Source organism: Lysobacter fragariae, assembly GCF_054779775.1.
In genome coordinates this window covers 48,294-60,705 of sequence record NZ_BAAGXP010000012.1, presented here as the reverse complement: position 1 = coordinate 60,705, position 12,412 = coordinate 48,294, and the positions used below count along the sequence as shown (strand labels likewise).

Below are 12,412 nucleotides of genomic sequence, written 5' to 3'. Positions count from 1 at the left end.
GGGGAGGCATGGGGCACAACATCGACAGCTTCGGGGTCTACGTCAGCGCCAGGCTCAATGATTGGGGTAGGGAGTTCGCCCTTCATCGCGACTGCGAATACCTGGGCCACCGTTCCAAGGATCGCCTGCAGGTTCTGATCGAACACCGCGGCGAGATGCCCCCGCGTGTCACCGGCTTCAAGCCAGTGCACGTGCCACCGGAATGCCAGCAGATCGAGGACATAGTTGCCGACCTGGCAAGGTCAAACCTTACCCGGGCCACGGTCATGCGGGCCTATTACTGCGGGATTGGAAGGCGAGGCGTGGAGCGAGTGGAGATCGCGAACGAGATGCTTCAGCGATACGACCAAGCGCTCAAGCCGGTGTCACGGACAAAGTACTTCGTCGAGCACGATCTGGGGTTTGAGTTCGTTCGCGGCGTCCTTATCGGGTATGCGCGCGCCGCCTGAACATTGCGTCCCGAAAACCCGTTGACAGTCTGACTCAGACGGGTATCTTTTCAGGCACGATGACATAGAAGCCCCCGCGCGGAAGCCGGGGGCTTTTTCGTTTCAGCCACCGAGGAATTCGAAATGCATTATCGGAACGGCCGCGAGGCAAAGAACGGCGACAAAATCGTGAAGCTGGAGGGCGGGAAGGTCGTCTCCTACGGTGTGTTGCACAGCGCGACACCCGGAAACGACTACTGCAACGGGAACATCGCGGCAATCCAGCCGCCGAACGACTACGCCTGCATGGTGGATTGCCTGCACGTTGACGACGTGGCAGAGCTCCTCGCAGAGAACGGTCTGGACAAGCGACCGGCAGGCAAGTAACCACGGGAATTGCCCCAGGGCCCCCGCCATTGCGGGGGTTTTGTGTTTCGGGGAATCGAAATGCTGCGTCGCCCCTAGGTGGATATGCCGGGTAAGACCCTCGCGGTGGCGTCCGGCACGCAGCAGAAAGTTCAGCAGCGTGGAGAAGCGGAATCTCGGCGGCCTCATTAAGCCGCAGGTCATCCGTTCGAATCGAACCGCTGCTACCACCATCCGGCCGGTCGCCCCGCTTTCGTGGGGGAGGCGCCTCGTCAGTCGGTCTTTCGGGAACGGCGGCCGGCCGGGTTCCATGGTTCGGAGAGCACCACACCCATGATGCCGCTCACCGGAACCGACTTCGCCCGCGCGGCGGCTGCACTGCGGTGCAGCGTCGCGGCTATCAAGGCCGTGGACACCGTTGAGTCCGCCGGCGCCGGTTTCCTGCCGGACGGCCGCCCCAAGATCCTGTTCGAGGCCCACCAGTTCGGTGCTTTCACCGGCCAGCGTTTCACCACCAGCCACCCGCGCATTTCATCGCGCAAGTGGAACCGGACGCTGTACGCCCGCACCGGTGCCGGCGAGCACGACCGCCTGGCCGAGGCGGCAGAACTCGACCGCATGGCCGCGCTCAAGTCGGCCAGTTGGGGGCGGTTCCAGATCATGGGCTTCAACTACCGGCTCTGCGGCTTCGACTCGGTGCAGGCCTTCGTCAATGCGATGTACCAGGGCGAGGGCGCCCAGCTCGATGCCTTCGTCGCCTACGTGAAGGCGCGCCACTTGGACGACGAACTGCAGCGCCGCGACTGGCCTGGCTTCGCCCATGGCTACAACGGCCCGCGCTACGCCGAGAACCGCTACGACACCAAGCTCGCCAGCGCCTACCGGCGCCACGGCGGCACCTGACCCCATCCAGCACGAGGCCCGGACGCCGTGAGCGAAACCTTCTTCCTGCAGCTCGTTGGGCTGGTTATCGTGCTGGTCATGCACACCGTCGGAATCATGCGGTGGCTCACCGGGCGCCTTGACGAAGCAAGGGACGCACTCGCCAAAGAGCGCGAGGACAGGTTGCGTGCCATGCAAACCACCAAGGACAACTTCGATCGGCAGCTCGCCGAGATTCGCCTGGAGACGGCTAAGATCGACAAGGCCATCGCCGTGCAGGAGCTCAACCTGGCACGCCAGCTTTCGCAGTACCCGACCAAGAACGAGATCCGCGACCTGATCCAGCCGATCACGGCCAAGCTCGAAACGCTCACCGAAGAGCTGGTCCGCAGCGGGCTGCGCTCGACCGCCATCCACGGCGCTTTCAAGGGAGGCTGACCGATGCAGCTCATCCACAACTGGCGCGACGGCTGGCGGTTCTACTCCACGTGGCTGATCGCCTGCCTGGGCGCGCTGCCGGACCTCTACAACCTGCTGGCCGGCTTCGGTGCGTTCGACGAAATGCCCGAGGCGGCGAAGTGGACCGTGCGCGTCGGTGCCGTACTGGCGCTGGTCGGCCGCTTCATCCAGCAGCACAAGCCCGAGCAGCCGCCCAGGCCGTTGCCACGGAAGCGACTCGCGCCATGAAGCTCTCGTTCCTGCAGATATCGCTGATCGCGAATGCGGTGCTGCTGGCGATCGCGCTGTTCCTCGGCTGGCGTCTCGCCGGCGCTGCGCCCCGGTGCGACCTGAAGCAGGCGACCAACACCGGCAAGGCGAACTTCGAACTCCGGAAGGAGGAAGGCACGCGCGACAAGAAGTTGGACAAGGTCGCCACCACCACTAAGGCCGACGCCCGGAAGGATGTCCGCAAGGCCCAGGAGCAGACCCGTGCACGCGCTGAAGCAATCGATCGCCTTCCTGCTGATGGCAGCTGCCGTCGCCCTGACGGCCTGCCAGACCTCAGTTCCGCAGTCGATCAAGCCAACGCCGCCTCTGGTGACTGACTGCCTCGTCACACCGAGCAGCCAGGTCACGACCCCGCCCACGCCGCCGGTGACTCTGACGGACGACTGGGCGAAGGGGATCTGGCGCTGGGCATCGGACGCACTGGGCGTGATCACCACGGACCGGAAGGAATGGCAGGGCGAGCGCAGGTGCGTTCGCGGTAAGGCTGAGACAGGAGCGATCCGGTGAAGAAGCGCTACGACTTCAACCTGCTGACCAAAGCGATCGTCCTGGTCCTGTACGGCTGGGAGCTCTGATGCCGAAGGCTGCGCCGAAGCACCGGCCGTTCGCGCCTGCAGCGCGTCGGCATTGCCCGCACGAGATCAGCAGGCAGGCACGCCGCACGCTGGCCACGAACAGCGCGGCATGGCGGGCGATCCGTTCGTCCGTCCTTTCCGCTGAACCGCTGTGCCGCATCTGCGCCTCGAAGGGCTACACCCGCGCGGCGAACCACGTCGACCACGTCAACGGCGACCCGAGCAACAACGATCCAACCAACCTTCAGCCGCTATGTGCTCCGTGCCATAGTCGCAAAACCGCTGCGGAAGATGGCGGCTTCGGAAACCGTAAGGTCGAGGGCAAGCATGGCTGAGGGGCAATCAACGGCTGGCGTCCGCATCTGCCACGACTGCAAGCATCCGGCGATGGCTGGGCGATCAAGGTGCGAGTCGCTGGCGCAAAGAGAATCCTGATCGCTTGGCACAACACCGGCGCAACAGGTACGAGAAGAACCGAGAGGCAATCAAGACTCGCTCTCGGGAATGGACCGCCGCCAATCGGGAACGGAAGGCTGCGGTAACGTCAGCATGGGCAAAGGCCAACCCTGACAAGGTGCTCAACAGCAGGGTGAAGAAGTTCGGCCTGACTGCTGAGGCATACGAGAGGATGCTCGCTGCACAAGGGCATCGATGCGCCATCTGCGGTACGGACAAGCCTGGCGGTCGCGGCAGGTTCGCAGTCGATCACGACCACGCAGCTGAGGCCGATGGCCGAATGGTGGTGCGTGGGTTGCTCTGCCTGAGCTGCAACCGTGGACTCGGCTACTTCGCTGACCGGGCTGATGTACTGAGGCTCGCGGCACAGTACCTCGACCGAGGCATCAAACCATGAGCCTGCAACAGGAAGACCGCGACCTGCTCATTGCGCTGATCGACAGCAACAGGGCGCTGACCAACAGCGTGGCCCAGCTCACCGCATGCGTGGCTGACCTGATGGCAGATAGAGCAGACAAGGAAGATGCCGACCAGAAGCCGCAAGGCCATGGCGGCGGCCTCGATGATGAAGGCCAGGACGACTGACGGGAGGGGGAGGTCGAAAGTCTAGGACCGACTCTCCGCGATACGTGCGCCCAGCCAAATTTTCACACCGTCAGATCAGGAAAACAGGTTTTTGACCCATGTCCGGGCCCCGCAAGCCATCGCACCTGAAGGCCGTGGCGGGTACCGACCGTCCTGATCGCGCGGCACCGCCGGCTGTCGAGCTTCCGCTCGTTGACGCCATCCCGGAGGCGCCGGATTGGTTGCCGAACGCGCACGCGATCAAGGAGTGGAAGCGCCTGGCGCCGATCCTGCACGCGAACAAGCTGCTGACCGAGGCAGGGCTGACGACGCTCGGCGTCCTCTGCGCCCTCTTCGGGAAGATCTGCCAGCTCTACGCCGCCGGCGAGTCGCCGACTGGGCACATGGTCGCCCAGTACAGGGCGCTGGCAAATGACTTCGGCCTGACGCCTGTGGCGCAGGGCAAGGTGAGGGCGAATGGCGAAGGCACGAAACCGGGGAACAAGTTCGCCGGCATCGGCAAGCGCCCCGCCTGAAGAGCGGGACTATGTCGCGATCGCCACCGCGTACGCACGCGAGGCGGTATCCGACAAGAAGGGGAAACGATTCGGCCGCCTGCTGCGGCTCGGTGCGAAGCGGTTCCTCGATGACCTGAAGCGAGCCGGTAATGGTGGCTCCTGGTTCAAGTTCGACGCCTGGCATGCGAACGATGCGTGCAGGTTCCTCGAATCGCTGCCGCACGTCGAGGGCAAATGGGACACGCCGGACATCGTCCTGCATCCCTCGCACGTCTTCTTTGTCGTGCAGCTGTTCGGGTTCCGCAAGGCTACCGGCGCGATCCGGCTGGCTGACGGGACGTTGTTCTATCCGCGGCGCTTTACCTCGGCACTGTTCGCGGTGGCGCGCAAGAACGCGAAGTCGACCCTCGCGGCCGGCATCCTGCTGTACTGCGAATGCTGCGAGCCGGAAGAGGGCGCGCAGGTGATCAGCGCGGCGACGACGTTCCCGCAGGCCTCGATCATCTTCAACGTCGCGAAGCGGATGGTCGAGAAGACATCCGACCTGCGCGAGGCGTTCGGGCTGGAGACCTTCGCGAAGTCCATCGCGCGGGTCGAGACCGGCGCCAGCTTCAAACCGATCCACGCCAAGGCCTCGACGCAGGACGGTCTGAATCCGTCGCACGTCGGCCTCGACGAGATCCACGCGCACAAGACGGCGGACCTGCTCAATGTGCTGACCTCCGCGGCCGGCGCGCGCAGTAACCCGCTGTTCCTGTACACCACGACCGAGGGCTACACGAACCCGGGGCCGTGGGGCGAGATCCGGCAGTTCGCGAAGCAGCTGCTCGAAGGACTGTTCGGCGACACCGCTGATCATTTCCTCGCAGTCTTCTTCGCGGTCGACGACAACGACGGGGACTTCGACCAGTCGGCCTGGGTGAAGGCGAACCCGCTGGCGGATGCGAACCCGCACCTGCTCGCAGCGATCCGGAAGGAAGCGGTCGAGGCGAAGGCGATGCCTTCCAAGCTCGCCGAGTTCCAGATCAAGCGTCTCAACCGTCCGGCATCGGCGGCGAACGGGTTCATCCTGCTGCCGAAATGGAAGGCCTGCGACGGCGCTGTCGACCTGGCTGCGCTGCGCGACGTGCCGTGCTGGGGCGGTCTCGACTTGGCCAGCACGCGCGACATGACGGCCTTCCGGCTCGTCTGGAAGGTGGGCGATCTGATGCTGACATGGGGCCGCCGGTGGGTTCCTTCGGCAGCCGTGGCCCAACGCACTGAGCGTGGGACCGTGCCGTATGCCGGCTGGGTTGCGGCTGGGTATCTGGAGCAGACCGAAGGCGAGGTGACGGATTACGGCGTCATCGAGAAGGCGGTGCTCGAAGCTGTCGAGCAGTTCAACGTGCAGTCCATCGGGTTCGACCGGTGGAACGCTACCGAGCTGTCGTCGCGGTTGATCGAGGCCGAGGTGCCGATGATCGAGTTCGTTCAGGGCCCGAAGTCGTACCACCCGGCAATGCAAGAGCTAGAGCGCGCCTACGTTGGCAAGCGCCTGGCACACGGCGGTGACCCGGTGCTCGCATGGTGCGCGGCCAACCTGGTCGCGCGTAAGGACGCCAACCTCAACGCGGCGCCCGACAAGAAACGCTCGACCGAGAAGATCGACGACATCGTCGCCCTATTGATGGCGATAGGTGTCAGCGGTGGCGAGGTTGAGTCCGACGTAATCGAACAAGGCTTCGTGGTGCTCTGATGACAAACTCCGCACAACTCGCGCGTGATCGTCTCAGCGTCGCGGTAGCCGTCGACCGTGCAGTTCAGGCGGTTACCCCGAAGGCGCAGATCGAATACCACGACGTGCCGTCGTCGGATGCCATCAAGATGGGCCAGATCTTCGGCGCATCAATGACCGACTCTGGGGCCATCGTGAATGAGCGGACCGCGATGCGCGTGTCCGCCGTCTATCGTTGCGTCTCCCTGATCGCTGGAGCGATCGCGACCACGCCCTGCAGCTTCTACCGCCGTACTGAAGGCGGGCGCGAAAAGGCAAACGATCATCCCTATTGGTGGCTGTTCAACGAACAGCCGACTCCGCTATTCACCTCGGCGTCATTCTGGGAATTTGCCACCGGGCAGATGCTCCTTCGAGGCGATGGCATTGCCTACATCGTGCGGGCCAGCCGGTTCTCGCCTCAGGCGACGGCGGTGATCCCTGTTCACCGGGACAAGGTGGAGATCACGCGCAAGGGGCAGCGGCTTCGATACAAGATCACCGACCAGCTTGAGGATGGTTCGGAGGGGTACTTCACGGTCGATCAGGACGATGTGCTGCATTTCCCTGGCCTTGGCTTCGACGGGACTTGCAGCCGATCCGTGATCGGTTGGGCGGCGCGGCAGGCGATCGGCATCGCGATCAAGGCCGACGAGCATGCTGCTCAGACGTTCGCCGGCGGCGCGTCAATCCAGTACGCGGTGAAGATCCCAGGGAAGATGACGTCCACGCAGCAGGAGGAATTCCGGCAAGCGTGGGTTGCGAAGTATGGCGCCGGCACCGGGCACAGCAAGATTCCGCTGGTCCTGACCGAGGGACTGTCCGTCGAAGAGCTGTCGATGACTGCGGCGGATGCTCAGCTACTCGAGTCGCGCAAGTTCCAGGTTGTGGACATCGCGCGTGCGTTCGGCGTACCACCGCACATGATCGGCGAGACGTCCGCGAGCACCAGCTGGGGAACCGGCATCGAGCAGATGTCGCAGGGATTCGTTCGCTACACGTTGCGGCCGCATCTGCATCGCTTTGCCCAGGAGATGAACCGAAAGTTGTTCCCGCGACTCGATCGCTACTTCGTCGAGTTCAACGTCGATGGCCTTCTGGAAGGTGATTCCAAGGCCCAGGCCGAATACTTCGGCAAGGCGCTCGGTGGCCCGGGCGCGATGGGTTGGATGACAGTCAACGAAGTGCGCGCGCTGAAGAATCTCCCGCCGATCGCCGGCGGCGACAAGTTGTTCATGCCAACCGCGAAAGCGGCCGATACCAAGAAGGAAACGAGAGATGAACCAGACGAATCGGCTGACCCGGCTGCTGGCGCTGAATCGTAGCGCGCCGCGCGCCTACAAGATCGAAGCCAAGGATGACGAAGCAACGGTCTTTCTCTACGACGTGATCGGCTACGACTGGTGGACTGGCGACGGCGTGACCGCGAAGCAGTTCGCCAAGGACTTGCAGGCAATCAACGCCAAGACGCTCCACCTGCGGATCAACTCGCCTGGTGGCGATGTGTTCGAAGGTCGCGCGATGGTCGCCGCCCTGCAGGCGCATCCCGCTCACAAGATCGCTCACGTGGACGGCCTGGCCGCATCGGCAGCGTCCTTCATCGCGATGCACGCAGACGAGGTCGAGATGACCGATGGCAGCTTCATGATGATCCACAACGGCTGGACGATCGCGATAGGTGACCGGCATGCGATGCAGGAAACGGCGGCTCTGCTGGAAAAGATCGACGCTTCGATCGTCGATGACTACCAGCACAAGACCAATGCCAATCGCGACGAGATCGCGCAATGGATGGACGACGAGACGTGGATGACCGCGGCCGAGGCAGTGGATCGCGGGTTCGCCGACCGGGTCGCCGGATCTGAGAAGGACGGAAAGGCGAAGGCCAGCGCCTGGAACGTTGCCGCCTACGATCACCCTCCGGCCGCACTCGCGGCCTCCGAACCAGCCCAGCCGGCGAATGAACCCGACTACGCGGCGGAGCATGCGCACCGCATGCGCGCCGTGGATCTTGCCGATCGCAAGAAAGTCGAAAAGAGCACCGCGTAGGAATCGCTCCCGCGCGTAACCACGCCGCCGCAGGGCGGTTTTTTTGTGTCCGAAGGAGGACATCATGAGCAAGTCGATCCAGGCTCTGCGGGAGCGCCGTTCCGCGCTGGCCAAGGAAACCCGCAATCTCCTCGAGCAGAATCCGGGCGCGACCTGGAGTGCCGAGCACCAGAAGACCTACGACGCCAACATGGAAGAGATCGGCCGCATCGAGGCCGAGATCACCAGGCTGGAGCAGGTCATGGCACTCGACACCGAACGTCGTGTCGGCGACATGGGCATCGTCGTCACTGACCATGGCCAGCAGGAAGTCCGCAACGCGCTGCTGAACAAGTGGTTGCGCGGGGGCGACAACGCCCTGTCTGCCGAAGAGTGGCAGTCGGTCCGCAACACCATGTCGACCACGACCCCGGCGGAAGGCGGATATACCGTCGAGAGCTCGGTGGCCGCGGAACTGATCAAGGCCATGAAGGCTTTCGGCGGAATGCGCGATGCAGCCACCGTGTTCGGCACGTCGCAGGGCAACCCGATGAACTGGCCGACCATGGATGACACGGGCAACACCGGCGAGCTGATCCCGGAGAACACCACGGCCACTGGCCAGGACGCTGCCTTTGGTACCGTGGGCCTGAACGTCTACAAGTTCAGCTCGAAGGTCGTCGCGGTCCCGTTCGAACTGCTGCAGGACTCGCAGTTGAACATCGACCAGATTGTTGTCGACCTGCTCGCCGAGCGCCTCGCCCGCGTCCAGAACACGTACTACACCACCGGTACCGGCACGGCACAGCCGCGCGGCATCGTGACGGCCGCGGCGTCTGGCAAGGTCGGCACCACGGGGCAGACCCTGACGGTGATCTACGACGACATCGTTGACCTGGAGCACTCGATCGATCCCGCGTACCGCAGTGCGCCCGGTGTTGGCTTCATGATGAACGACGCGTCCTTGAAGGTGATTCGCAAGGTCAAGGACACCCAGGGCCGCCCGATCTTCGTCCCGGGTTACGAGAGCGGCTCGCCTGGTGGTGCACCCGACACGCTGCTGAACCGTCCGATCCGGATCAACCAGGACGTGGCCGTGATGGCCGCGAACGCCAAGTCGATCCTGTTCGGCCGCCTCAGCAACTACCGCATTCGCGACGTAATGTCGGCCACGCTGTTCCGCTTCACCGATTCGGCCTACACGAAGCTCGGCCAGGTTGGCTTCCTCGCGTGGCAGCGCGCTGGCGGCAACCTGCTCGACGTGAGCGGCTCGACGGTGAAGTACTACCAGAACTCCGCGACCTGATCGCGGCCTTCGCGATTGCGCCAGGCTTTTGGCCTGGCGTCGTCGTTTCAACATGCTGAACCGAGGAAACGGCCATGGCCAGCAAGAAAGCTCGCGTCCTCTCCGACGCGCAGATCGACGGTAAGAACTACAAGCCGGACGATGTCGAGGCGTTCGACGAAGCAGTCATCAAAGCGCATCCGGGCGTGCTCGATGCCGACCCGGCTGCGGTGAAGTACGCCGAGGCCCTTAAGAAGCCGGCCAAGGCCGAGGCAGAGGACTGATCGCAAGGGCCGGCTCGTCCGGCCCTTGTCGTCAGTGCTTTGGAGCAAGCCATGGGCCTTCGACTCATCACGCCGGCTGGATTGAAGCCGGTGACCATTTCCGAGGCACGCGACCATGTCGAGGTCTTCGGGTCGGCGCACGACGCGAAGCTGACCGCGATGATCGATGCCGCGGTATCGAATCTGGACGGCCGCGATGGGATCCTCGGCCGCGCGCTGATCGAGCAAGAGTGGGAGCTGACGCTGGATGCGTTCCCGGCGTGTTCGATCTGCCCACCGTTGCCGCCGCTGCTGTCGATCACCTCCGTGAAGTACATCGACACGAATGGCGTCGAGCAGACCTTGGCCTCGGGCGCTTACAAGGTAGAGCCAGGCGAGCATGGTCGGGTGTCGCCGGTGTTCGGCACCAGCTGGCCAGCGACGCGCAGCGAGAGCGGTGCGGTCAAGGTCCAGTTCAAAGCTGGATACGGTGCCAACGATAGCGCGGTGCCGCAGGCGATCCGCTCCGCGATCCTGCTGATCGTCGGTGACCTGTTCGAGAATCGCGAAGGGCAGGGTGACCAGCTGTTCGAGAACGCGACCGTAGACCGCCTCCTGTTTCCGTTCCGGATCGTGCGGCCGTGAAGTCCGGCAAGCTCCGCCATCGCATCACGATCCAGCAGCGGGTCGAGACCCGCGACGAGTTCGGTGGCGTCTCGCTGGCGTGGCAGGATTTCGCCGTCGACGTTCCGGCCGATGTGCTTACCGGCCCGGGGCGCGAGTTACGCGCAGCCAACGCGCCGCAGGAAGAGATCGCGGCACGGATCAACTTCCACTTTCTGCCTGGCGTGACGCAGATAATGCGAGTGGTCTGGGACGGTCAGCTGTTCAACATCCGTAGCATCGAGCTGGACCGGACTGCTCGGCGCGAAACCCGGTTGATCTGCACGACCGGCGTGAACGACGGAGCCTGACATGGCCGACTTCGATGTGAAGGGGCTGCAGGGCGTGCTCAATGCCTTGCAGCAGCTGCCGCGCGAAGTCGCCAGCAAGCGCGGCGGTCCGGCGCGCGCGGCCTTGGCCAAGGGCGCAAAGGTCATTCGCGACGAGGCGCGGAGCCTGGCGCCCTATGACTCGGAAGGCGATGAGGTGCACATCCGCAACGAGTTGGTGATGAAGCGCGACCCTGCGCCACAGCAGTCGGGGGCGAACGAACGTTACCTGGTCATTGTTCGGCGACGCGCCTGGTACTGGAGGTTCAAGGAATTCGGGACCGAAAAGATGCGAGCTGAGCCATTCATGCGCCCAGCTTTCGAAGGCAAAAAGGAGGCTGCGTTGAACGTGATCATCGAAACGCTGAAAACGGGCATCGATCGCATCGCCGCCAAGTTGGCAAAGGGCCGCTGACGTGTATCCATCCAACCTCTTCGCTCTGCTCGATGTGGCAACGCTACGGACGCTGCTGGGTACGCCGGTCCGAATCTACCCGTTCGGAGAGTCGCCGGCTGACGTGGCTGTGCCATACGTAGCCCACCAGTTGGTCAGCGCAGTCCCGGACAACAACGTCGACGACTCTCCGGAGATCGACGACGAGCGGATCCAGTTCAACGTCTGGGGCGACTCGGTTTCGTCGGTCAGCGCCGTGGCCAAGGCGCTGCGCCTGGTGCTGGAACAGGCCGGCATCGTCAACAACTACCAGAGTGTCGGCCGCGATCCGGAAACCAACCGGTACGGCTACCTCATCGACTGGTCTCGTCTGGAGACCGTTCGCTAAACCTTCTCGCTCCCCGCGAGTAACCCCGGCCCGCATTGCGGGCTTTTTCTTTTGGAGAACCGCAATGGCGCTCAAGAGCCAGCTGTCCAAGCTCTGGTACATGACCGCGGGTGGCGCCCTCATCCGCATCCAGTGCTTCAAGAACCTGACGGGCCTCGGCGGCTCGCGCGATCAGGCGGAAACGACCTGCCTGGACAAGGACGTTCGCGAGTACATCGCCGGACTGATCACGCCTGGCACCGCCCAGTTCAGCATCGACCCCGATCCGACCTACCTCGGCCACAAGGAGCTGCACGCTCTCTACAAGGCCGGCACGAAGGTAGACTGGGCCCTAGGCCTGTCCGATGGCACCAGCGCGCCCAGCACGACGCAGGGCGTCAAGTCGATCGCCGTCACCAGTGGCGGCACCGGCTACACCTCCGTCCCGGGCGTGACCTTCACGGGTGGCGTCGGTACCGGCGCCGCGGCGACCGCGGTTGTCGAGAACGGTGTCGTAGTGGCGATCGAAGTCACCAATGCCGGCACGGGCTACACCTCGGCGCCGGCAGTCGGCTTCACCGGTGGCGGTGGCGGCAGCGGTGCTGCGGCAACCGCGACGCTGAAGTACATGATCTCCGCGCCGGCCGATCGCACCTTCCTGCTGTTCAACGGGTATGTCTCCGACTATCCGTTTGACCTGCAGCCCGGCGCTCCGGTGACCTCGCAGATCAGCGTCCAGTTGTCCGACCTGATCACGCCGGCCTGGAAGGCCTGATCCAACCCCAACACAACGGCTTTACCTGAACGGCTAC

20 protein-coding genes and 1 tRNA gene are annotated in these 12,412 nt (G+C 64.0%); all 21 read left to right on the top strand.

The annotated features are described in order from the left end of the window. Positions 1-8: 8 nt before the first annotated feature. The 21 genes from ACYVD7_RS12260 (at position 9) to ACYVD7_RS12160 (ending at position 12,375) form a co-directional block, all read left to right on the top strand. A complete protein-coding gene (locus tag ACYVD7_RS12260; RefSeq protein WP_460763579.1) occupies positions 9-449 on the top strand; it encodes a hypothetical protein in 441 nt (146 codons plus the stop codon). Positions 450-572: 123 nt separating this feature from the next. Beyond that, on the top strand, positions 573-815 hold the full coding sequence (locus ACYVD7_RS12255) for a hypothetical protein (RefSeq protein WP_460763576.1): 243 nt from the start codon (positions 573-575) through the stop codon (positions 813-815). A gap of 133 nt (positions 816-948) precedes the next feature. Continuing rightward, positions 949-1,024, top strand: a tRNA-Met gene (locus ACYVD7_RS12250). Between the two features lie 103 nt (positions 1,025-1,127). After that, positions 1,128-1,697, top strand: coding sequence for an N-acetylmuramidase family protein (locus ACYVD7_RS12245; RefSeq protein WP_460763574.1), 570 nt, complete (start codon positions 1,128-1,130; stop codon positions 1,695-1,697). A gap of 27 nt (positions 1,698-1,724) precedes the next feature. Continuing rightward, the gene (locus ACYVD7_RS12240) at positions 1,725-2,114 is read left to right on the top strand and encodes a hypothetical protein (protein WP_460763572.1); all 390 of its coding nucleotides are present in this window, start codon (positions 1,725-1,727) and stop codon (positions 2,112-2,114) included. Positions 2,115-2,117: 3 nt separating this feature from the next. After that, complete coding sequence (locus tag ACYVD7_RS12235) at positions 2,118-2,363, top strand: DUF7940 domain-containing protein (RefSeq protein ID WP_460763569.1); 246 nt, start codon at positions 2,118-2,120, stop codon at positions 2,361-2,363. After that, the gene (locus tag ACYVD7_RS12230) at positions 2,360-2,722 is read left to right on the top strand and encodes a hypothetical protein (RefSeq protein ID WP_460763566.1); all 363 of its coding nucleotides are present in this window, start codon (positions 2,360-2,362) and stop codon (positions 2,720-2,722) included. Before ACYVD7_RS12235 ends, ACYVD7_RS12230 begins: the two co-directional genes overlap by 4 nt. A gap of 257 nt (positions 2,723-2,979) precedes the next feature. Beyond that, positions 2,980-3,315: an HNH endonuclease signature motif containing protein gene (locus tag ACYVD7_RS12225; RefSeq protein WP_460763563.1), complete on the top strand. Its 336-nt coding sequence runs from the start codon at positions 2,980-2,982 to the stop codon at positions 3,313-3,315. A 239-nt stretch (positions 3,316-3,554) separates the two neighbouring features. After that, a complete protein-coding gene (locus tag ACYVD7_RS12220; protein ID WP_460764230.1) occupies positions 3,555-3,833 on the top strand; it encodes an endonuclease VII domain-containing protein in 279 nt (92 codons plus the stop codon). Next, a complete protein-coding gene (locus ACYVD7_RS12215; RefSeq protein WP_460763561.1) occupies positions 3,830-4,021 on the top strand; it encodes a hypothetical protein in 192 nt (63 codons plus the stop codon). The genes ACYVD7_RS12220 and ACYVD7_RS12215 overlap by 4 nt, the downstream gene beginning before the upstream one ends. A 134-nt stretch (positions 4,022-4,155) precedes the next feature. Then, complete coding sequence (locus ACYVD7_RS12210; RefSeq protein ID WP_460763558.1) at positions 4,156-4,536, top strand: hypothetical protein; 381 nt, start codon at positions 4,156-4,158, stop codon at positions 4,534-4,536. After that, positions 4,478-6,253 carry a terminase large subunit gene (locus ACYVD7_RS12205; protein WP_460763555.1) on the top strand — a complete coding sequence of 592 codons (1,776 nt, stop codon included), beginning with the start codon at positions 4,478-4,480 and terminating at the stop codon, positions 6,251-6,253. Before ACYVD7_RS12210 ends, ACYVD7_RS12205 begins: the two co-directional genes overlap by 59 nt. Further along, positions 6,253-7,596, top strand: a complete 1,344-nt coding sequence (locus tag ACYVD7_RS12200; protein WP_460763552.1) for a phage portal protein — start codon at positions 6,253-6,255, stop codon at positions 7,594-7,596. The genes ACYVD7_RS12205 and ACYVD7_RS12200 overlap by 1 nt, the downstream gene beginning before the upstream one ends. Next, positions 7,550-8,320: a head maturation protease, ClpP-related gene (locus ACYVD7_RS12195; protein WP_460763550.1), complete on the top strand. Its 771-nt coding sequence runs from the start codon at positions 7,550-7,552 to the stop codon at positions 8,318-8,320. Before ACYVD7_RS12200 ends, ACYVD7_RS12195 begins: the two co-directional genes overlap by 47 nt. Before the next feature lie 64 nt (positions 8,321-8,384). Beyond that, complete coding sequence (locus ACYVD7_RS12190; RefSeq protein WP_460763547.1) at positions 8,385-9,605, top strand: phage major capsid protein; 1,221 nt, start codon at positions 8,385-8,387, stop codon at positions 9,603-9,605. A gap of 74 nt (positions 9,606-9,679) precedes the next feature. Then, positions 9,680-9,868 (top strand): hypothetical protein, encoded by a 189-nt coding sequence (locus ACYVD7_RS12185; protein ID WP_460763544.1) that lies wholly within the window; start codon positions 9,680-9,682, stop codon positions 9,866-9,868. Between the two features lie 51 nt (positions 9,869-9,919). Continuing rightward, positions 9,920-10,492: a head-tail connector protein gene (locus ACYVD7_RS12180; protein ID WP_460763541.1), complete on the top strand. Its 573-nt coding sequence runs from the start codon at positions 9,920-9,922 to the stop codon at positions 10,490-10,492. After that, on the top strand, positions 10,489-10,821 hold the full coding sequence (locus ACYVD7_RS12175; protein WP_460763539.1) for a phage head closure protein: 333 nt from the start codon (positions 10,489-10,491) through the stop codon (positions 10,819-10,821). The genes ACYVD7_RS12180 and ACYVD7_RS12175 overlap by 4 nt, the downstream gene beginning before the upstream one ends. A gap of 1 nt (position 10,822) precedes the next feature. Beyond that, on the top strand, positions 10,823-11,254 hold the full coding sequence (locus ACYVD7_RS12170; RefSeq protein ID WP_460763536.1) for an HK97-gp10 family putative phage morphogenesis protein: 432 nt from the start codon (positions 10,823-10,825) through the stop codon (positions 11,252-11,254). 1 nt (position 11,255) lies between these two features. Next, the gene (gp17, locus tag ACYVD7_RS12165; RefSeq protein ID WP_460763533.1) at positions 11,256-11,621 is read left to right on the top strand and encodes a tail completion protein gp17; all 366 of its coding nucleotides are present in this window, start codon (positions 11,256-11,258) and stop codon (positions 11,619-11,621) included. Between the two features lie 64 nt (positions 11,622-11,685). After that, entirely contained in the window at positions 11,686-12,375 is a 690-nt protein-coding gene (locus ACYVD7_RS12160; protein WP_460763530.1) for a phage tail tube protein, read from the top strand. The last annotated feature ends 37 nt before the right edge of the window (positions 12,376-12,412 follow it).